General features: G+C 33.1%; 18 protein-coding genes. 7 read left to right on the forward strand and 11 right to left on the reverse strand.

All coding sequences use genetic code 11. From position 1 onward, the window contains the following. Positions 1–9 precede the first annotated feature (9 nt). Entirely contained in the window at positions 10–399 is a 390-nt protein-coding gene (locus G5V56_RS08205; protein ID WP_166963723.1) for a VOC family protein, read from the forward strand. Between the two features lies 1 nt (position 400). On the opposite strand, the gene G5V56_RS08210 is transcribed toward G5V56_RS08205, so the two are convergent. Then, the gene (locus G5V56_RS08210; RefSeq protein ID WP_166963725.1) at positions 401–844 is read right to left on the reverse strand and encodes an Lrp/AsnC family transcriptional regulator; all 444 of its coding nucleotides are present in this window, start codon (positions 842–844) and stop codon (positions 401–403) included. A 117-nt stretch (positions 845–961) separates the two neighbouring features. On the opposite strand from G5V56_RS08210, the gene G5V56_RS08215 reads away from it, so the two are divergent. Beyond that, positions 962–1357, forward strand: coding sequence for a hypothetical protein (locus G5V56_RS08215; RefSeq protein WP_166963727.1), 396 nt, complete (start codon positions 962–964; stop codon positions 1355–1357). A 249-nt stretch (positions 1358–1606) separates the two neighbouring features. Here G5V56_RS08215 and G5V56_RS08220 read toward each other — a convergent pair whose 3' ends face one another. Both G5V56_RS08220 and G5V56_RS08225 read right to left on the reverse strand, forming a co-directional pair. Continuing rightward, positions 1607–2191: a Crp/Fnr family transcriptional regulator gene (locus G5V56_RS08220; RefSeq protein ID WP_166963729.1), complete on the reverse strand. Its 585-nt coding sequence runs from the start codon at positions 2189–2191 to the stop codon at positions 1607–1609. Positions 2192–2296: 105 nt separating this feature from the next. Further along, entirely contained in the window at positions 2297–5734 is a 3438-nt protein-coding gene (locus G5V56_RS08225; RefSeq protein ID WP_166963731.1) for a methylmalonyl-CoA mutase family protein, read from the reverse strand. Between the two features lie 145 nt (positions 5735–5879). On the opposite strand from G5V56_RS08225, the gene purU reads away from it, so the two are divergent. Beyond that, the gene (gene purU / locus G5V56_RS08230; protein WP_166963733.1) at positions 5880–6734 is read left to right on the forward strand and encodes a formyltetrahydrofolate deformylase; all 855 of its coding nucleotides are present in this window, start codon (positions 5880–5882) and stop codon (positions 6732–6734) included. Here the strand turns inward: purU and G5V56_RS08235 are convergent. After that, positions 6731–7681 (reverse strand): MBL fold metallo-hydrolase, encoded by a 951-nt coding sequence (locus G5V56_RS08235; protein WP_166963735.1) that lies wholly within the window; start codon positions 7679–7681, stop codon positions 6731–6733. The two genes, purU and G5V56_RS08235, sit on opposite strands and share 4 nt — an antisense overlap. Positions 7682–7723: 42 nt before the next feature. Here G5V56_RS08235 and G5V56_RS08240 point away from each other — a divergent pair, with 42 nt between their 5' ends. The 3 genes from G5V56_RS08240 to G5V56_RS19140 all read left to right on the forward strand — a co-directional run bounded on the left by G5V56_RS08240 (position 7724) and on the right by G5V56_RS19140 (position 8935). Further along, positions 7724–8434, forward strand: a complete 711-nt coding sequence (locus G5V56_RS08240) for a DUF4197 domain-containing protein (protein WP_166963737.1) — start codon at positions 7724–7726, stop codon at positions 8432–8434. A 98-nt stretch (positions 8435–8532) separates the two neighbouring features. Then, positions 8533–8712, forward strand: coding sequence for a Lacal_2735 family protein (locus tag G5V56_RS08245; protein ID WP_166963739.1), 180 nt, complete (start codon positions 8533–8535; stop codon positions 8710–8712). 91 nt (positions 8713–8803) lie between these two features. After that, entirely contained in the window at positions 8804–8935 is a 132-nt protein-coding gene (locus tag G5V56_RS19140; protein WP_262886865.1) for a hypothetical protein, read from the forward strand. On the opposite strand, the gene pyrF is transcribed toward G5V56_RS19140, so the two are convergent. The 6 genes from pyrF to G5V56_RS08275 all read right to left on the reverse strand — a co-directional run bounded on the left by pyrF (position 8927) and on the right by G5V56_RS08275 (position 18306). Continuing rightward, the gene (gene pyrF, locus G5V56_RS08250) at positions 8927–9748 is read right to left on the reverse strand and encodes an orotidine-5'-phosphate decarboxylase (protein ID WP_166963741.1); all 822 of its coding nucleotides are present in this window, start codon (positions 9746–9748) and stop codon (positions 8927–8929) included. The genes G5V56_RS19140 and pyrF overlap by 9 nt on opposite strands. 35 nt (positions 9749–9783) lie before the next feature. Beyond that, a complete protein-coding gene (prfA, locus tag G5V56_RS08255; RefSeq protein WP_166963743.1) occupies positions 9784–10860 on the reverse strand; it encodes a peptide chain release factor 1 in 1077 nt (358 codons plus the stop codon). A 174-nt stretch (positions 10861–11034) separates the two neighbouring features. Further along, positions 11035–13593: an adenosylcobalamin-dependent ribonucleoside-diphosphate reductase gene (locus G5V56_RS08260; RefSeq protein WP_166963745.1), complete on the reverse strand. Its 2559-nt coding sequence runs from the start codon at positions 13591–13593 to the stop codon at positions 11035–11037. A gap of 184 nt (positions 13594–13777) precedes the next feature. Further along, positions 13778–14674 carry a DUF3078 domain-containing protein gene (locus G5V56_RS08265; RefSeq protein WP_240911253.1) on the reverse strand — a complete coding sequence of 299 codons (897 nt, stop codon included), beginning with the start codon at positions 14672–14674 and terminating at the stop codon, positions 13778–13780. Positions 14675–14818: 144 nt separating this feature from the next. Next, a complete protein-coding gene (locus G5V56_RS08270; RefSeq protein WP_166963749.1) occupies positions 14819–15997 on the reverse strand; it encodes an AIR synthase related protein in 1179 nt (392 codons plus the stop codon). Positions 15998–16119: 122 nt separating this feature from the next. Then, on the reverse strand, positions 16120–18306 hold the full coding sequence (locus G5V56_RS08275) for a glutamine synthetase III family protein (RefSeq protein WP_166963751.1): 2187 nt from the start codon (positions 18304–18306) through the stop codon (positions 16120–16122). Between the two features lie 268 nt (positions 18307–18574). On the opposite strand from G5V56_RS08275, the gene G5V56_RS08280 reads away from it, so the two are divergent. Further along, positions 18575–19597, forward strand: a complete 1023-nt coding sequence (locus G5V56_RS08280) for a glutamine synthetase beta-grasp domain-containing protein (protein ID WP_166963753.1) — start codon at positions 18575–18577, stop codon at positions 19595–19597. Positions 19598–19672: 75 nt separating this feature from the next. Here the strand turns inward: G5V56_RS08280 and G5V56_RS08285 are convergent, their stop codons facing one another. Beyond that, positions 19673–20617 (reverse strand): calcium/sodium antiporter, encoded by a 945-nt coding sequence (locus G5V56_RS08285; RefSeq protein ID WP_166963755.1) that lies wholly within the window; start codon positions 20615–20617, stop codon positions 19673–19675. Positions 20618–20657: the final 40 nt, after the last annotated feature.

Here is a 20657-nt window from a genome sequence, read left to right on the forward strand (position 1 = left end):
AGTCTTGTAATGAACTTAAATCAAGTAACCATACCGTCTTTAGATGTTGAAAAATCTGTTGAGTTTTATAAAAAACTTGGTTTAAAACTTATTGTAAAATCGTTTCCGAAATATGCTAGATTTGAAAGTCCAGATGGAGATGCTACGTTTTCAATTCATAAAGTTGAAGATTTACCCAAGGGCACAGGCATCAGTGTTTATTTTGAAGATGATAATTTAGATGCTCTTGTTAAAAACCTTCAGAATAAAGGTGTTGAATTTATTGAACTACCAGAAGACAAACCTTGGCTTTGGAGAGAAGCGCATTTACTTGATCCGGATGGAAATCATATTATCTTGTTCCATGCAGGCATAAACAGAAAAAATCCTCCTTGGAGAATTAATGATGACAATAAATAGTCTATTTTAAAGGCTTTACTTCATTATATTTTACAACGTGTGATAATACAATTTGGGTTTTAGTTTCTCCATAAACAATCAATTGATCAATAAAATTTTCAAGATGCTTTTGGTTTTTAAAAACAACTTCCATAACAATGTTTTCATTACCCGTAATTCTGTAACAATTTAAAACTTCATCATAGTTCTTGACTTTTTCTAAAAACGGCTTTAACATGCCCATAAAAGCACGAAGTGTGATTAATGCTTTAAGCTGATAACCAACATCTAATGGGGAAACCGATGTTTTATAGCCTTGAATAACACCTGCATCTTCCATTTTTTTAATACGCTCTGAAACAGCCGGAGAACTTATCCCAACTCGTTTTCCAATAGCTACATTAGATTGTCTCGCATTTTCTTGCAAACACTTCAAAATCTTCCAGTTTAAAGAATCTAATACCATTTAAATAAAACAACCTATTAATACTTAATAATTAAAGTAAATATACAATTTTAGTTTAATTATAATAGTAATATTTATATTCTTGTCATTAATTTTGATAAAATTGCCCAAGAAAATATGCTGCCAAATATTCCATCACACCTATCAGATTTGCCTATTTATAAAAAGGCAATGGAGATTTATATCTTATCTCGAAGTATTTCATCTTATATTCAATATGATTTATCTGATTTAAAATCTGATGGTACAGAAGATTCAGATATTTACTTTTCTGGCGACATTATACAACAATCTGTATCTTTAGCTCCTGAAATAGTCAATGCAGAATTAGAATCTTGCTCAGACAGAAAATACGAGCATATTGCCTCACTTCAAAGACTCACAAATTTACTTTATAAAAGTTCTTATAGATTAGAACGTTCTAACAGCAACGGTAAAGATTTTTTACCAATTTTAAGAAGTGAATTAAAAAAATTCAAAATTCTTCAACGTCATTGGATGTTGTCGTTATAATAGAATATTAAATTACCTTAAATTATTTTTTTTTTCAATAAAAAAACACACATAAAATGTGTGTTTTTTGGGTAGACAACAGTAAAAAACTGCTTCTACATAACTTTTATTAATAACAGCAATTATTCGAATTCAAGTAAGCAAATCTTGAATTTTAATAGTTCGAAAATACGGACAATAAATCTTTTCAACCTAAAAAAACTATGAGCGGAATTGACATATATCAATTTCACCTATTTTTTTTATTTTTTATATTTTTTCCAGTCTAGATAAGGTTTCCGGACGCATATTAAGAAGTGAGGCTAAATACTTCTTAGGCAGCCTCTTAATGGTTTCAGGATTATAGATTTTGGTAAAATACGTATAACGATCTTTTGCTGCCGGTATTCTGGCTAAAAAAGAGCGATACTCAGCAGATATATAATAAGTCTCCATTAAAATACGATTTAATCTGGCCATCTCTACATAATTTTTTATCGCAAAATCCATATCCTGAAAACTTAAACTTTCTGTATAGGTATCTTCCAAACATTGAATAAACTCCAAAGAGGGAGCATTTTTAAAAAACCCAGAAATTGAAGTCACAATTTCACTATCAACACTTACCCACGTAGTTATTTCAGAACCGCTATATTCAAAATATCCGCGAACAAGACCTTTTCTAATAATATGTATTCTATCACAAACCTCTCCACTCTTAACAATAAAATCACCTTTCTTGTAATGTGATGATATCATTTTTTGAGATAAAAAAGAATTTAATGATTTTGATAAGGGATAGATAGAATTTAATAATGTAACACTAAAAATATTATTGTGTTTTATGGCGGGCATATAAAAAATTTATCTAAATATATTTGATTAAACTAATACTGAAAAATGATTTAAATCATTTTTCAGTAAATTAGTACATCTTTTAACATTTTAGGGTAAATTCCTTTACATATTTCTTCTATACTGACCGCCTACTTCAAACAAAGCATTCGTTATTTGTCCTAAAGAACAAACTTTACAAACATCCATTAACGCATCAAAAATATTTTCATTATGAATGGCTTTATTTTGCAATTCCCTTAATAAGCTATCTGTTTCATTTGCTTTATGAAGATTTTTTAAGGTTTTAATTTGAAATTTCTTTTCTTCATCGGTTGCACGAATCACCTCTTTTGGTAAAATAGTTGGAGACCCTTTACTGCTTAAAAATGTGTTTACTCCGATAATAGGGAAGTCTCCATTATGTTTTAAGGTTTCGTAATACAAACTTTCCTCTTGTATCTTACTTCTTTGATACATGGTTTCCATAGCGCCTAAAACACCACCACGTTCAGTAATTCTATCAAATTCTAAAAGCACAGCTTCTTCAACTAAATCGGTTAATTCCTCAATAACAAAAGATCCTTGTAGAGGATTTTCATTTTTAGCTAAACCTAATTCCTTATTTATAATGAGTTGAATTGCCATGGCACGACGCACAGATTCTTCGGTAGGCGTTGTGATGGCTTCATCATAGGCGTTAGTATGCAACGAATTACAATTATCGTAAATGGCATATAGCGCTTGAAGGGTAGTTCGAATATCGTTAAAATCTATTTCCTGAGCATGTAAACTACGCCCTGAGGTTTGAATGTGATATTTAAGCATTTGAGCACGTTCGTTCGCTCCGTATTTATGTTTCATGGCTTTAGCCCAAATTTTCCGAGCTACCCGACCAATTACAGCATATTCAGGATCAATACCGTTGGAAAAGAAAAACGATAAATTTGGTCCGAATTTATTAATATCCATTCCGCGACTTAAATAATACTCAACATAGGTGAAGCCATTTGATAAGGTTAACGCCAACTGTGTAATAGGGTTTGCTCCTGCTTCAGCTATATGATATCCCGATATGGACACCGAATAAAAATTACGCACATTATTTTCTATGAAGTATTCTTGCACATCTCCCATTAAACGCAGCGCAAACTCCGTTGAAAAAATACAGGTATTTTGTGCTTGGTCTTCTTTTAAAATATCTGCTTGAACCGTTCCTCTTACTTGCGCAATGGTTTTGGTTTTTATATCGTCATAAATATCTTTTGGAAGTACTTGATCACCAGTAACACCGAGTAGCATTAATCCTAGCCCATCATTGGTTTTTGGTAAATCACCATGATATTTGGGTCGTTCTTTCCCTTTATAAAGCTTTTCTATAATCGCTTCAACCTTGTCTTCTAATCCGTTTTCTTTGATGTAAATTTCACATTGCTGATCGATAGCCGCATTCATAAAAAAGCCTAAAAGCATTGGTGCTGGCCCATTAATAGTCATACTAACCGACGTCATCACATCTGCTAAATTAAAACCAGAATATAGTTTTTTAGCATCATCTAAACAACAAATAGACACACCGGCATTGCCGATTTTACCATAAATATCAGGTCTCATATCGGGGTCATTTCCATAAAGTGTTACGCTATCAAACGCGGTTGATAAGCGCTTTGCTGGCAAACCTTCGCTTACATAATGAAAACGCCTGTTGGTGCGCTCAGGCCCACCTTCACCAGCAAACATTCTAGCTGGATCTTCACCTGTTCGTTTAAAGGGATAGAGTCCCGAAGCAAACGGAAATTCGCCAGGAACATTTTCTTGTAAAACCCATCTTAAAATATCACCCCATGCTTGATATTTTGGCAAAGCCACCTTAGGGATTTGAATATGCGATAATGATTCTGTATGCGTTTCTATTTTGATCTCTTTATCACGAACTTTGAAGGAGTAGATAGGGGTTTTGTATGTATTCACTTTGTCTTCCCAACCTGTAATAACCTCCCAATGAAAGGGATTTAAACTGCGTTTTACGCGGTCGAATTCAGCTATAAGCATTTTAACAAAGTCTTTATTCGTATCCTTAGTTTGCTTAATAATCTCATCACTATTCAACCCATGAGTATCTAAAAAGGTTTGCTTAGTTTCGCTCTCAATGACGTTTAAAACAGATTCTAAGGTTTTGTAAATTCCATATAGCTTTTGAGCCACTTCAACTTGTTCTTTGACGCTTTTATCGTAAGCCCGATTATTTTCAGATATCTCAGATAAGTATCGCGTTCTTGAAGGAGGAATGACAAAAATCTTCTCACTCATTTCGTTAGAAACTGTAAAGTTTGATGTTAAATTGGCATCAGTCTTTTCATTAATTTTATCGATAACTGCCTTATAAAGAGTATTCATTCCAGGGTCGTTAAACTGAGAAGCTATGGTGCCAAAAACTGGTAAATTATCTTGAGAGATATCCCAAAGATTGTGATTACGCATATATTGTTTTTTCACATCTCTTAGGGCATCTAACGAACCGCGTTTGTCAAACTTATTGATAGCTACCAAATCGGCGAAATCGAGCATATCAATTTTTTCCAACTGTGTGGCTGCGCCAAACTCCGGAGTCATAACGTATAAGGATACATCGCTATGTTCAATAATTTCGGTATCTGATTGTCCTATTCCAGACGTTTCCAGGATGATTAAATCATATTCTGCAGCTTTTAAAACTTCAACGGCTTCATTAACATATTTTGATAAAGCTAAATTAGATTGACGCGTTGCCAAACTACGCATATAAACACGTGGATTGTTAATGGCATTCATCCTGATTCTATCGCCTAAAAGGGCGCCTCCCGTTTTACGTTTTGACGGATCTACCGAAACAATACCAACTGTTTTTTTCGGAAAATCACTTAAAAACCTACGAACCAATTCATCAACTAACGATGATTTTCCTGCACCACCTGTTCCGGTGATTCCTAAAACAGGTGTTTTAGAAGTTTTATTTTTAGTATGAATGCTCTCTAATACCTTTTTTGATACATCGGGAAAATTTTCAGCCGATGAAATAACCCGTGCAATGTCTTTCGGATTTTTATTTGAAAGTTTCTGTACATCAACATTCAACGAATCTCCTACGGCAAAATCTGATTTTTCAACCAAATCATTAATCATTCCTTGCAAACCCATTTCACGTCCATCATCTGGTGAATAGATTCGAGTAATACCGTAATCCATCAACTCTTTTATTTCAGAAGGAAGAATAACACCGCCGCCGCCGCCGAAAATCTTAATGTGCTCTGCTCCTTTTTCTTTAAGCAAATCAAACATAAACTTAAAATATTCATTATGCCCACCTTGATAAGAGGTTAAACAAATGGCATTTACATCCTCTTGAATAGCCGTATTAACAACTTCCTCAACGCTTCTGTCATGACCCAAATGAATCACTTCAACACCGGTTGCTTGAATAATTCTACGCATAATGTTGATAGAAGCATCATGGCCATCAAACAAAGATGCCGCTGTTACTATACGAATTTTATATTTTGGTTTATACGGTACAATTTGTTTCATTAATAAAAATATCAGTTTTTTGTCCTGCAATTTAAGGAATATTCAAAAAAATACATTAATTATCTTTAATTATCTAAAATTAACACAAACATTCTTTCTTCTACTTTTTTAGTTAATTTTAAACTCTCAAATATCTTGCTTCGTTATGAATAAAATCACTTTGTTAATGTATTGTAAAGATCGATCCAATATTATTGCATCGATAACCAATTTTATCGCCAATAATGGTGGAAATATTGTTTATATAGACCAGCATGTTGATAGAGAGCAGGATATATTTTTTATGAGGTTAGAAAGTGAGTTTGAGGACGATTCTTTTTCTATTGAAGACTTTAAAATACTTTTTAAAAACACCTTAGTTGATCAGTTCAAAATAAAATGGCGCATATATGCTTCAGGTATAAAACCAAAAATGGCTTTGTTTGTTTCGAAGTACGACCACTGTTTATATGATATTTTAGGCCGTTATAACTCTGGCGAACTGTTTTTAGAAATTCCGTTTATTTTAAGTAACCATTTAGATTTAAAACCAATAGTAGATAGTTTTAAGATACCATTTTATCATATTCCAGTGACTAAAGACACTAAAAAGGAAGCAGAACAAAAACAATTAGAATTATTAACTAGTCACAATATTGATTTTATTGTTCTTGCCAGATATATGCAAATTGTGTCTGAAACACTCATTGATAAATATCCGAACAAAATTATTAATATACATCACTCCTTTTTACCAGCGTTTGTTGGTGCAAAACCCTATCATTCTGCCTATAAAAGAGGCGTAAAAATTATTGGAGCCACAAGCCATTATGTGACTGAAGAATTGGATGCAGGACCTATTATCGAGCAAGATGTAACCCGTGTATCACACACACATTCTATTGATGATTTAATTTCAAAAGGGCGTGACTTAGAAAAAATTGTGTTAGCTAATGCAATAAAACTGCATACCAACAGAAAAGTAATGGTATACAATAATAAAACGCTTATTTTTTCTTAATCAAGAGAGAAATTCATGCCTTCTTTAGCAAAATGAAATCCTAAATTTTGGATACTATCCTTTAATCGATGTGTTTCTTTAAGTGCAGGATTTGTATGATTTAAATGAATAAAATAAATTTTAGATTTTGTTTCAAGGGGCTCATTTTCAAATAGCTTAGTTGTTTCAACAATAAAGGGATGCGGTATCTCCTTCATTAGTCTTGCTATTTCGCCATCTTTAAAAAATGTTGCGTCAACAAAAGCATAATCAACCTTTTTAACTTCTGCAATAATATCTTTGTTCCATAATTCCCATTTGTTGATATCTGGAATAAACAATGCAGATTTACTTTTACCTTGAATTTTATACCCAACAGTTTCAGAATATTCATCTCGATGTGGCACTAAAAACGGTGTAACCTTCAAATCGGTTCCTAAACTAATAGTTGAATCCTTTTGAATAGCTTTTAATTCGATATTTTTAGTCGACACTAATTGACTCCATGGTCCGTTAGTTTCTAAATAGGTTTTCATTCGTGGCATAGCGTAAACAGGAACTTCCTTCGCTCCCATGGCCTCAAGTCCTAAATACATCAAACCCGTATAATGACCAATATGCGCATGCGTCAAAAAAACGCCATCAATCACGTGACCATTGTCTAAATGATTTGTTTTTAAAATATGCGTTTGTTGCGTGAAATCAGGTGTTGCATCAAATATATATTTTTTGTTATTCTTCAAATCAACCAAGCCTAAACTAACTATGAGTTTTTTTGACTCCTTACCATCATAAAAAGCCTTACAACATTCCTTTTCACAATTAATATGAGGATATCCAGCATCTTGAGCAATTCCCAAAACAGTAATATACTGCCTATCTGGCTTTGATTGATTAGTATCTGGTTTGGAATTGCAACTGATAAAAGTTAAACTTATGACCAAAAAATAAATTAAAGAAACTCTCATTTGTATGTCTTATATTTGTCTAATATATATAAAACTATGGTTATGCTTAGAAAAGTTTTAGCTCTAATTATGATTTTAAATTTAACGGCCTGTGCAGAATTACAACAAGTTGTTAATCAACTACCTCAAGGCAGCGGAAGTGTTTTAAGTAACGCCGATATAGCAGCGGGACTTCGACAAGCTTTGGATTTAGGAATTGAAAAACAAGTAAGTAAACTTACCCAAACAGATGGTTTTTACAAGAATGATTTGGTAAAAATTCTGTTACCAGAAGAATTGCAAAAAGTAGATAAAACGCTACGCGATGTTGGCTTAAGTAGTCTTGCTGATGAAGGATTAAAAGTGCTTAACAGAGCGGCTGAAGATGCTGTTAAAGAAGCGACTCCCATATTTGTAGATGCTGTTAAAAACATCACTTTTGCAGATGCAAAAAACATTTTATTAGGAAATGATGATGCTGCCACACAATATTTAACAAGCAAAACTCAAACAGCATTGTATGCTAAATTTAATCCAGTAATTAAAAAGTCATTCAGCAAAGTTGGAGCTGATCAAATTTGGAATAATCTCATCAATAAATATAATACATTGCCGTTTACAGCAGATGTAAATCCTGATTTAACAGATTATGTTACTAACGAAGCTCTTCAAGGTGTTTATACCATGATTGCTGTTGAAGAAAAAGATATAAGAACCCAGTTTTCTTCTAGAACTACAGATTTATTAAAAAAAGTGTTTGCGTTACAAGACTAAATATAGTTTAATTTTATAACACAAATTATAAAAACTGCATATTGTACTTTAATTCAAAATAAAAATGTATATTTAAGAGTCTGTAAATCAGGGACTCTATGAATAGAATTGACGTTATAAAATCCGATCAAGATAAACTTATTAAGCGCTACAAAGATCTTATAGAGCAAGCTTATAATGTACGTCAAACAGACAGCGCCCTAAGCGATATTTCGGAATATAAAGCTATTAAACTTCTTAATAAACTTCATAGATTAAATTTTCTTTCTAGAAAGTAATGAAACTCTTCGTTAAAAAATTATTATTCTTTTAACTTTTAAATGACATCTAATTCATCTTAGCGCACGTATTTTATATAAAAAAGAACCTATGAGCGCACATAATTGTAGAGTTGGAAAAATAGTTCCTAATTCTGATATAGAATTTAATGAAGATATAATGACTCACTCAAAAAATGGTGAGGATTTAAATGATGACAACCATCTAGAATCCCTAGATTAAGTTATTTATAATATCTTGCATTTGCTGCTGTAATTCTGAAGCTTTTAGAGCAGCTTCAGAAGCAAAATTCGTGTCTTTAGAGGCATAAATAATACCTCTTGAAGAATTAATAAGCAAGCCAACATGTTTATTCATTCCAAACTTACAAACATCCTGTAAATTACCTCCTTGTGCTCCAACACCTGGCACCAATAAAAAACTATCTGGAATAATCTGCCGTATGTCTGCTAAGTATTCAGCTTTGGTCGCTCCAACCACATACATTAAGTTTTCTGAATTCTTCCAGGATTTAGATATTTCTAAAACTGTTTTATAAAGTTCTTTACCTTCAAGATTTTTTGTTTGAAAATCAAAAGCACCTTCATTGGATGTTAAAGCTAGAAGAATAGTATGTTTATTTTCAAAAGATAAAAACGGCTCTACGGAATCTTTCCCCATATATGGCGCTACTGTAACACTATCAAAAGCTAAATCTTCAAAAAAAGCTTTAGCATACATACTACTGGTATTACCAATATCACCTCGCTTCGCATCAGCAATTGTAAAGATGTCAGGATGTTTTTCATTAATATACTTAATGGTTTTCTCTAAAGCTTTCCAACCTTTTAAACCATACGCTTCGTAAAACGCAGTGTTAGGTTTGTAAGCAACACATAAGTGATGTGTGGCATCAATAATCGCTTTATTGAACTCAAAAATAGGATCTTTATTTTCTAAAAGATGCTTTGGGATTTTGTTTAAATCGACATCTAATCCTATACAGAGAAAGGATTTTTTTTTATGAATTTGGTTTATTAATTGTTGAGTTGTCATATTTTAAAAAAGCCTCTATAAAGAGGCTCATTATTTTAAATTACATCATCACTAGCTTTCAATTTTTCTGTATTTTCAGCTAATTGTAATTCATCTATTATTTTTTGAATATCCCCATTTACTATATTAGACAAATCGTAAAGCGTTAAGCCTATTCTATGGTCAGTTACTCGTCCCTGTGGATAATTATACGTTCTAATTTTTGCACTTCTATCACCTGAGGACACCATAGACCCTCTTTTTGCTGCATCTTCTTCATTTTTCTTAGCCAACTCCATTTCGTACAAACGAGAACGCAATACTTTAAAGGCTTTCTCTTTATTTTTATGTTGTGATTTTTGGTCTTGACATTGCGCGACTAAACCTGTTGGAATATGGGTAAGACGAACAGCTGAATACGTGGTGTTTACCGATTGTCCACCAGGACCAGACGAACAGAAAAAGTCAATTCTAACATCTTTAGGATTAATTTCAATATCAAATTCTTCTGCTTCTGGAAAAACCATCACGGTTGCGGCACTTGTATGAACACGTCCTTGAGTTTCTGTTTGTGGAACACGTTGTACACGATGTACACCCGCTTCAAATTTTAAAGTTCCGTAAACATCGTCGCCTGTTACTTCAAACTGAATTTCTTTAAAGCCTCCGTTAGTGCCTTCACTAAAATCTACGGTATCGACTTTCCATCCTTTACTTTCACAGTATTTTGAATACATTCTAAACAAATCACCCGCAAAAATACTCGCTTCATCACCTCCTGTTCCCGCTCGTAATTCTACAACTGCATTTTTAGTATCTTCAGGATCTTTAGGTATTAAAAGGAATTTTATTTCATCTTCCAGTTTAGGAATTCGTTCTTTAGCTTCTTCATATTGCATTTTGGCCATATCAACCATTTCTGGATCACCGCCTTCAGACATAATCGCTTCAGCTTCAGACAAATTATCTAAAAGTGATTGATATTCGTCTCGTTTATCAACAAGTACTTTTAAGTCTTTATATTCCTTATTTAAAGCTATATAACGCTTTTGATCTGTCATTATATCTGGCTGAATGATTAAATCACTCACCTCATCAAAACGTTGTTTAATTATTTGTAATTTCTCTAACATCTACCTTTTAAATTGTTCCCCAAAAATACGATAATTTATGAATTTTCAATATGAATGATATATTTAGAATTGAATTACAAAAAATATCGTCTACTAAGACTTAACATAATAAATAAGTTAAAAAAAAGGAAGCTAGATAGCTTCCTTTTTTTTAATAAATAATGGTTTTTAAGATTAACCACATTTTGAAGACCCACAATCTTTACAGGTTAAGCAGCCTTCTTGATAGATTAAATTTTCAGATTTACAATTATCACAAACATGTCCTTTAGCTTGCGTTCCGTCTTCAACATACCGTTTAAGAGCTCTCACAACACCATTTTTCCAAGTATTGATAGATTCACTATCTAGTTGTAAACTATTAATTAAATCTACAATTTTATCGATAGGCATTCCATGGCGGAGTGTACTTGAAATTAGTTTGGCATAATTCCAGAACTCTGGATTAAATTTATGAGACAGTCCTTCTATCGTTGTTTTGTAACCTCGTTTGTTTTGATATTGAAAATCATAACGCGAACTTCCATCATCATTTCTACTTTTTATAATAAGCCCTTTTGCGACCCATCTCGGAATTAAAATACCATCTTCATCATCGGCTAACCCTGTGAAAATTTCATAAGGTTTATCATCGATCAAACCGATAAATGCAATCCATTTTTCTTTACTATTTTGAAAACGAACCACATCGGCTTCTAAAACTTCTGGTCGCTTGGTAGGAAACACAGTTAATAAATCTTGTGCTTTTTCTTCTTTATCTTCTTCATTTGAGATTAAAACACCTGATCGAGAACCATCACGATACACGGTTACACCTTTACATCCTACTTCCCAAGCTTTTAAATACAAGTCTCCTACCAATTCTTCGGTAGCATCGTTAGGTAAGTTAATGGTAACACTAATAGAATGATCAACCCATTTTTGAATAGCGCCTTGCATACTCACTTTACTCATCCAATCGACATCATTAGATGTGGCTTTGTAATAAGGTGACTTTTTTATTAATTTATCTAATTCTTCTTGCGTAAAATGTTTAGAACTATCAATACCATTAACTTCCATCCATTGTTTAAATCTATGATGGAACACCACGTATTCTTCCCAAGAATCTCCAACTTCATCAACAAAATCAATACGAACATTTTTATCATTGGGGTTTACCTTACGTCTACGTTTGTAAACAGGCATAAAAACAGGCTCTATTCCTGAAGATGTTTGCGTCATTAAACTCGTTGTCCCTGTTGGAGCTATCGTTAACAAAGCTATATTTCGACGACCATATTCCAACATATCATAATACAATTTCTCATCTTCATTTTTTATACGTTGAATAAACGGATTATTTTCTTCACGTTTCGAATCAAAAATCGCAAAAGCACCACGGTCTTTAGCCGCATAAACCGATGCGCGATACGCTTCAATACATAATGTTTTATGAACTTCTAACGAAAACGCATTGCCTTCTTTACTTCCATATTTAATACCTAGAGCTGCTAACATATCACCTTCAGCAGTAATACCAATACCTGTTCTTCGTCCTTCTTCGGCTTTATTTTTAATATTTAACCATAGATTTCTTTCGGTAGCTTTAACCTCATCTAATTCTGGATCTGCATCAATTTTTTCTAAAATAACATCGATTTTTTCAAGTTCTAAATCAATGATATCATCCATAATACGTTGTGCAGCAACGATATGTTTTTTAAACAACTCAAAATTAAAAGAAGCCTCTTTTGTAAATGGTTTTTCTACATATGAAAATAAATTTATCGCTAACAAACGACATGAATCATAAGGACATAAAGGAATTTCTCCGCAAGGGTTTGTAGACACTGTTTTATATCCTAAATCCGCATAACAATCTGGTACAGATTCGTTTATAATGGTATCCCAAAATAAAATTCCTGGCTCGGCCGATTTCCATGCGTTATGTATTATTTTTTTCCAAATACTAGTTGCTTGAACTGACTGAGAATATTTTGGATTTTCACTAAATATTGGATATTTCTGAGTGTAAGTCGTATCTGTTTTTACCGCTTTCATAAAAGCATCATCTATTCGAACAGAAACATTAGCACCCGTCACTTTTCCTTGTTCTAATTTTGCATCAATAAAATCTTCAGAATCAGGATGATTGATTGACACTGATAACATTAAAGCCCCACGACGACCATCTTGCGCAACTTCGCGCGTTGAATTAGAATAACGTTCCATAAAAGGAACAATTCCTGTAGATGTTAACGCTGAATTTTTTACTGGAGATCCTTTTGGTCGAATATGTGATAAATCGTGACCAACACCACCGCGACGTTTCATTAATTGCACTTGCTCTTGGTCTATTTTCATAATACCACCATACGAATCTGATTCTCCCGAATTACCAATAACAAAACAATTTGAGAGAGATGCAGTTTGGTACGGATTTCCAATACCTGCCATTGGACTTCCTTGAGGAACAATATATTTAAAGTCTTTAATTAGGTCAAAAACGGCTTCTTCTGAAAGTGAATTTGGATATCTTGCTTCAATTCTTGCAATTTCTTTTGCAATACGACGATGCATATCGTTAGGTGTTAATTCATATAAATTACCTTGAGAATCTTTTAAGGCATATTTATTTATCCATACACGAGCTGCTAAATCATCGCCTTTAAAATAAATTACTGAAGCTTCAAATGCTTCTTCTTGTGTATAGATTCTTGATTGTTTGAGGGATTTGGTTTCTACAGGCATTGATTTTGGTTTAAGTTTTTTAGTTTTACATTTCAACAAATTACGTAAAAAAGTTACACTAAAAACATAACAAAAATCATAAAGTTTACAGAAAAATATGATAACTAATTAAATGTGAGTTATTTAAAAATTTATCAACATAAAAAAGTTAACAAATTTTTTAATTTAATTTGGTTTTAAAAATTTAGAAATCTACAGCAAATCCGATTCCTAAAAACTGCTTCCATTGAGTCTTAGCTCCAGCCTCATCTAGTTCACCCTCAATGACTGAAGGCTTGGTTGTTTTAACATCATCATCGTATCTAAGATGCGAACCTAATGTTGCTTTCACAAAACTATTCACTTTAAAATCAAAGTTAATTTGCCAATCAACATCAATATTTCCAAAGCTATTAATATAATCTGTATATAAACTTACTAGGTGTTTTACGGTTATGTTTTCAAGGACTTCCATTTCGTAACTGTTAGTCACCAATATTCCTACTTCCTTTTGAATACGTTTTCCTTCTATAATCACATTACCTTCATCATCTAATACCGCAGGATCAACTCCAAATGCTCCCGCATTAGCAAGATCCTGATCTAAAACAAAGGTTGTTTTTAATGTCAAAGGTGAAAAGTAAAAAGACATATCATCTCTATTTTTAGCGTATTCCATACCACCACCAAAAAACAAATAACCAGGAGCCATTAATTTTGAAATAGGATCATCTGTATTCGGATACTTATATCCATTAGTAAATTGCGTCTTAAAATTAAGTCTTGCTGAATAATACCAATTCGACAAACTATCTGGTTTATACCCCAGATTTGAATTAAATTCTATAACATCTTCTGTCTTTCTTAATTCTCTCGCTTGTTGTTTGTTAATACCGTATCTCGAGGTTAATCTGTTTTTCCAGGAAAAATATTTGTCTTTATAATTTATATTGGATTCTGAATTAAACAAGGCAGATACTGAATTACTACCACCAGAATTCCAATTTGAAAAAGTCACTTCACTTAAATTAACACCAATTTTGTTATTTTTATCCCACTCTGGTCGTAACTCTTTAACTTTATCATTCTTGTTGGTTTTCATAAACAATGATGAAGGTTGCGCACTTACAATTTGAATAAATAATATGCAAAAAAAGAGAACTAAAGGCTTTTTCATGAGTTGGCTATACTGATTTAAAAGTTAAAAGATTTATCAAAAATCATTCCATTTTAAAAAATTAAAATTTTAATACGTAAACTCTCCAAACTCACTTTTTATTGTAAGTTTTTTTTTATTTGATGCTGCTACTCTACCAATTATTTGGGCATCTACATTAAAAGATTTAGATATTTTTATAATGTCTTCGGCTATCTCAGAAGACACATACAACTCCATTCTATGTCCGCAATTAAAGACCTGATACATTTCTTTCCAATCTGTTTTTGATTGCTCCTGTATCAACTTAAACAAAGGCGGTACAGGAAACATATTGTCTTTTATAATATGAAGATTCTTTATAAAATGAAGGATTTTAGTTTGGGCCCCTCCAGAACAATGTACCATGCCGTGAATTGACTCACTAGTAAACTTTGATAAGATTTCTTTGATAATTGGTGCATAGGTTCTTGTTGGCGATAACACTAATTGTCCTGCATCAATTGGTGAGTCTTTTACGCTATCTGTTAATTTAACGTTGCCTGAGTATACCAAATCTGATGGCACAGCAGCATCAAAGCTTTCTGGATATTTTTTCGCTAAATACTTGTCAAACACATCATGCCTCGCTGATGTTAAGCCATTACTACCCATACCACCATTATATCCTTTCTCATAGCTTGCTTGACCTGAAGAAGACAAACCTACGATGACATCTCCTGCCTTAATATTAGCATTGTCAATAACATCACTACGTTTCATTCGAGCGGTCACGGTAGAATCTACAATAATGGTTCTTACTAAATCCCCCACATCGGCAGTTTCTCCGCCAGTTGAATGAATGGTTACACCAAATGATTTCAATTCTTGAATAAGTTCTTCGGCTCCATTTATTATTGCTGAAATAACATCACCAGGAATCACGTTTTTATTTCTTCCAATGGTTGAAGATAGCATGATATTATCTACCGCACCAACACATAACAAATCATCAATATTCATAATTAATGCGTCTTGAGCGATGCCTTTCCAAACAGAAATATTGCCTGTCTCTTTCCAATACATATACGCCAGCGATGATTTTGTACCGGCGCCATCAGCATGCATAATCAAGCAATAAGCATCATCACCTGTTAAATAGTCTGGGACAATTTTACAAAATGCTTGAGGAAACAATCCTTTATCAACATTTTTTATCGCATTATGAACATCTTCTTTGGATGCAGAAACTCCTCGTAGCGCATAGCGTTTACTTATCTCTTGACTCATTAATCTAAATTATTATTAAAATGCAAAAATAAACATTGTTTACTTTTTAGATGAACTTTTTATTACCGAATATTAACAAAAAAGACCTGATTAACAGGTCTTTTTCTTAATAAAATGAATTATTATCGCGTAAATAATAATTCTCTGTATTTTGTTAATGGCCAAATTTCATCATCAACAAGTAATTCAAGTTTATCACAATGATAACGTATATCATCAAATAAAGGTCTTACTTTAAAACAATACGCATGCGCTTTCTTTTCAATATCCTCTATAGCATTTGCCTTTCTGCGCTCATCAGTCATTTTTGTGACATTTGCATTAATACCCTCAATATGGTTTGATATTTCTTCTATTAAATTAATTTGTTCTTGTGACACACTCTTGTATTGTTCTTCAAAAATATCTTTAAGGCCTTTCACATTTTTAATTAAAACATTTTGGTACTTAACGGCTGTAGGCACTACATGATTTCTAGATATATCTGCTAAAACACGACCTTCAATTTGAATATGCATAATATATTCCTCAATTTCAATTTCATATCGCGCTTCAGTTTCAACCTTACTCATCACATTCATCTCTTCAAAAAGAGCAATGGCTTTTTTAGAAATTCTAGCTTTTAAAGCTTCTGGAGTTGTTTTGTTATTGCTTAAACCTCTCTTTTTCGCTTCAACGGTCCAAGCGTCTCCATAACCATTGCCTTCAAACAAAATGTTTCTAGATGCTTTAATATATTCTCTTAAAATATTGAATATAGCTTCGTCTTTCTTTAAATCTTTTTTATCAATTAAAGCATCTACTTCTACTTTAAAGTCTTTTAATTGTTTGGCTACAATGGTATTTAAAACAGTCATAGGGTTTCCACAGTTTGCCATAGAACCCACAGCTCTAAACTCAAATTTATTACCTGTAAAAGCGAAGGGTGACGTTCTATTTCTATCTGTATTATCCAACAGCACATCAGGTATTTTACCAACAACGTTTAATTTTAAATCTGTTTTCTCTTCAGGAGATAATTTACCATTGGTAACACCCTCTAACTCTTCCAATACTTTGGTTAGTTGTTCACCAATAAACACAGAAATTATAGCCGGTGGTGCTTCATTTGCACCAAGTCTGTGATCATTACTAGCAGAAGCAATGGCTGCTCTTAACAAATCTTCATTATCATGAACTGCTTTTATAGTATTAATGAAAAAGGTAAGGAACTGCAAATTACTCATAGGTGTTTTTCCTGGCCCTAACAGATTAACACCTGTATCTGTTGACAGCGACCAGTTATTATGCTTACCAGAACCATTGACTCCCGCAAATGGCTTTTCGTGCAACAATACTTTGAAATTATGACGAGATGCTACACGCCCCATAATATCCATTAACAATGAGTTATGATCAACTGCTAAATTTGCTTCCTCATAGATAGGAGCTAATTCAAACTGATTGGGAGCTACCTCATTATGACGCGTCTTAACAGGAATACCTACTAACATACATTCCGTTTCTAATTCACGCATAAAATTTAAGGCTCTTGTTGGTATAGATCCAAAATAGTGATCGTCTAGCTGCTGCCCTTTGGCTGAGGAATGTCCTAATAACGTTCTACCTGTCAACGTAATATCAGGACGAGAAGATGCTAAAGACTTATCTACTAAAAAATATTCTTGTTCCCACCCTAAAGATGATGATACTTTTTTTACATTTTTATCAAAATATTTACAAACCGCTGTCGCTGCATTATCAACTGCATGAAGCGCTCTTAACAACGGAGTTTTATAATCTAAAGCTTCTCCAGTATAAGCAACGAAAATAGTTGGGATACATAAGGTAGTTCCGTAAATAAATGCTGGTGATGTTGGATCCCAAGCTGTATATCCTCTGGCTTCGAACGTATTTCTGATACCGCCGTTAGGAAAACTTGAGGCATCGGGTTCTTGTTGTACTAATTGATCGCCACCAAATTTCTCAACAGACATACCCCCTCCTATAGTTTCAAAAAAAGCATCATGTTTTTCCGCCGTAATCCCTGTTAAAGGTTGAAACCAATGCGTATAATGAGTAACACCCTTTGACAAGGCCCAATCCTTCATTGAGGAAGCCACTTGATCTGCTATATTACGGTCTATTTTGGTACCGTGCTCTATAGCACTCATTACACCTTTGTAGGCATCTTTGGATAAATGCTGACGCATAGCATTCTCATTAAATACATTTTTTCCGAACAAATCAGAACGTCTTTCCTTCTCCTCTACAGGGATCGGTTTGTGAGACATTGATTCTTTAATAGCGTAAAATCTTAATGTTGACATCTTAATATGGATTATTTAAAGTTCAGTTTAAAATACAAAAATAAACATCACAAATGAATAAAGAGGAAAAAACAAAATATACTTATTAAGAATATTACAATTTTAGCATAAAAAAATATACTTTTTTTAATAGATACCGTAAAAAAATGGGGTATAAATAAAAATAACGATGTGTTTTATGAAAACACCCCTATAAATTTAAAGTATATTGATAAAAAATTATATTTGTGACATATATAAATATTAATGTCTTTTTAAAATATTCACTATGGCAAAAATTAAATTAGAATACATTTGGTTGGATGGTTATTTCCCAACTCAAAACATGAGAAGTAAGACAAAGGTTGAAGAGCATGAAAACTTTAAAGGAACTTTAGAAGAAATAGGAAACTGGTCTTTTGACGGATCGTCTACAAAACAAGCAGAAGGAGGTTCATCTGACTGTATACTAAAGCCTGTAGCCATTTACCCAGACCCTGAGCGCGTTAATGGTTACTTGGTTATGACTGAAGTTATGAGTGCTGATGGAACCCCTCATCCAACAAATGCGAGAGCAACCATTAGTGATGATGATGATGATGATTTCTGGTTTGGTTTTGAGCAAGAATATTTTATAATGGATGTAGCAACTGAATTGCCATTAGGATTTCCTAGAGGTGGATATCCTAAACCACAAGGTATGTACTATTGCTCTGTTGGAGGTTTAAATACTCACGGTAGAGATCTTGTTGAAGAGCATGCCGATTTATGTATTGCAGCTGGATTAAACTTTGAAGGGATTAATCAAGAAGTAGCTTGTGGACAATGGGAATTTCAATTGTTTGCCCAAGGTGCTAAAAAAGCAGGTGATGAAATTTGGGTTGCACGTTATTTATTGGACAGATTAACCGAAAAATATGGTTACTATATAGAATACCACCCAAAACCCCTAGGTGATACCGATTGGAATGGTTCTGGTATGCACGCCAACTTCTCAAATACTATTTTAAGAACTTGTGGAGACAAAAAAGTTTACGAAGCAATTTGCGAAGCATTCCGTCCAGTGGTTAAAGAACATATTGCTGTTTATGGCGAGTTTAATGAGCAACGCTTAACTGGTAAACACGAAACAGCTTCAATAAACGATTTCAGTTATGGTGTATCAGATAGAGGCGCTTCAATACGTATTCCTATTGCAACGGTAGAAAGAGGCTATAAAGGATGGTTAGAAGATAGAAGACCCGCTTCAAACGGAGATCCTTATAAAATTGCTGCTCGAATTATTAAAACAGTTAAGTCTGCCAAAATTTAATATTAAATAAATTGTTCATAATAAAAAGGAGCTGCCAAATTGGTGGCTCTTTTTTTATGTCAATACATTTTAATTTTATTTTGAGGTAAATATTAAGAACATAAAGATTCCGTATCCTAGAATCAATAAGAATCCTTTAATTCTTGTAATTTGAAACTTCTTTTTAATAAAAACCATAGGCAATAGAATAAAAGCAAATCCTAGCATCCAAAAAATATCATTAGAAAGAATTTGCGACTCAGTAACAGGAATTGGTTTAACGAGGGCTGTTAAACCCAAAACAGATCCTATATTAAAGATATTTGACCCTATTAAATTACCAAGTGAAATAGCTTTTTCTTGTTTCATTGCTGCAATTATAGACGCAGCCAATTCTGGGATACTGGTTCCTATTGCAATAACAGAAACACCAATAACACCTTCGCTAACACCGATATATTCAGCAAACTGTTTTGCGCCGTCAACTAGCCATTCACTTCCAAAATATAGTGAAACCGCACCAATAAGCAACCAAATAGTAATCTTAAAATTTGAAACTACGGCCAATGCTTCATCAACTTCTTCAGCAATAGTCGAGTTTTTTGATTTTTTAATCAGAATAACTAAAAATAGTATAATTCCTAAAAACAAAACAAGCCCTTCTAACGTACTGAGTAAATTGTCATTCCATAAAAAATAATAAAGCACTAAAGAAAATAGCATCATCACTGGCCAATTCATTTTGTAGAAAGACTTATCAACTACAATCGACCCAACCATAGCTATAATACCAAGAACCAAACCAATATTAGCAATGTTAGAGCCTACCACATTGTTTATGGCAATAGCTGGTGACCCTGTTAAAGCTGCCTGAAGGCTCACCAATAATTCTGGAGCTGACGTCGCAAAGGAAACGACCGTCATTCCTATGACCATTTTTGATATATTGAATTTAAATGATAAGGCTACCGATGAACGTACTAAATATTCGCCTCCTATAACTAACAAAAAAAAGCCAAGTACCAACCAAACTATACCCATAATCATATTTTTTACGAAGATAATACTTCAATAAATTTAT

It is taken from the genome of Yeosuana marina, assembly GCF_011762485.1.
GTDB lineage: Bacteria > Bacteroidota > Bacteroidia > Flavobacteriales > Flavobacteriaceae > Yeosuana > Yeosuana marina.

What these genes read in the sequence shown, in the direction of transcription:
- G5V56_RS08285 (WP_166963755.1), bottom strand. Translation starts at nt 20,617, where the DNA reads ATGGGTATAGTTTGGTTGGTACTTGGCTTTTTTTTGTTAGTTATAGGA.
- G5V56_RS08225 (WP_166963731.1), bottom strand. Translation starts at nt 5,734, where the DNA reads ATGAAACAAATTGTACCGTATAAACCAAAATATAAAATTCGTATAGTA.
- G5V56_RS08280 (WP_166963753.1), top strand. Translation starts at nt 18,575, where the DNA reads ATGGCAAAAATTAAATTAGAATACATTTGGTTGGATGGTTATTTCCCA.
- G5V56_RS08240 (WP_166963737.1), top strand. Translation starts at nt 7,724, where the DNA reads ATGCTTAGAAAAGTTTTAGCTCTAATTATGATTTTAAATTTAACGGCC.
- G5V56_RS19140 (WP_262886865.1), top strand. Translation starts at nt 8,804, where the DNA reads ATGAGCGCACATAATTGTAGAGTTGGAAAAATAGTTCCTAATTCTGAT.
- purU (WP_166963733.1), top strand. Translation starts at nt 5,880, where the DNA reads ATGAATAAAATCACTTTGTTAATGTATTGTAAAGATCGATCCAATATT.
- G5V56_RS08270 (WP_166963749.1), bottom strand. Translation starts at nt 15,997, where the DNA reads ATGAGTCAAGAGATAAGTAAACGCTATGCGCTACGAGGAGTTTCTGCA.
- G5V56_RS08245 (WP_166963739.1), top strand. Translation starts at nt 8,533, where the DNA reads ATGAATAGAATTGACGTTATAAAATCCGATCAAGATAAACTTATTAAG.
- pyrF (WP_166963741.1), bottom strand. Translation starts at nt 9,748, where the DNA reads ATGACAACTCAACAATTAATAAACCAAATTCATAAAAAAAAATCCTTT.
- G5V56_RS08275 (WP_166963751.1), bottom strand. Translation starts at nt 18,306, where the DNA reads ATGTCAACATTAAGATTTTACGCTATTAAAGAATCAATGTCTCACAAA.
- prfA (WP_166963743.1), bottom strand. Translation starts at nt 10,860, where the DNA reads ATGTTAGAGAAATTACAAATAATTAAACAACGTTTTGATGAGGTGAGT.
- G5V56_RS08260 (WP_166963745.1), bottom strand. Translation starts at nt 13,593, where the DNA reads ATGCCTGTAGAAACCAAATCCCTCAAACAATCAAGAATCTATACACAA.
- G5V56_RS08265 (WP_240911253.1), bottom strand. Translation starts at nt 14,674, where the DNA reads ATGAAAACCAACAAGAATGATAAAGTTAAAGAGTTACGACCAGAGTGG.
- G5V56_RS08235 (WP_166963735.1), bottom strand. Translation starts at nt 7,681, where the DNA reads ATGAGAGTTTCTTTAATTTATTTTTTGGTCATAAGTTTAACTTTTATC.
- G5V56_RS08210 (WP_166963725.1), bottom strand. Translation starts at nt 844, where the DNA reads ATGGTATTAGATTCTTTAAACTGGAAGATTTTGAAGTGTTTGCAAGAA.
- G5V56_RS08215 (WP_166963727.1), top strand. Translation starts at nt 962, where the DNA reads ATGCTGCCAAATATTCCATCACACCTATCAGATTTGCCTATTTATAAA.
- G5V56_RS08205 (WP_166963723.1), top strand. Translation starts at nt 10, where the DNA reads ATGAACTTAAATCAAGTAACCATACCGTCTTTAGATGTTGAAAAATCT.
- G5V56_RS08220 (WP_166963729.1), bottom strand. Translation starts at nt 2,191, where the DNA reads ATGCCCGCCATAAAACACAATAATATTTTTAGTGTTACATTATTAAAT.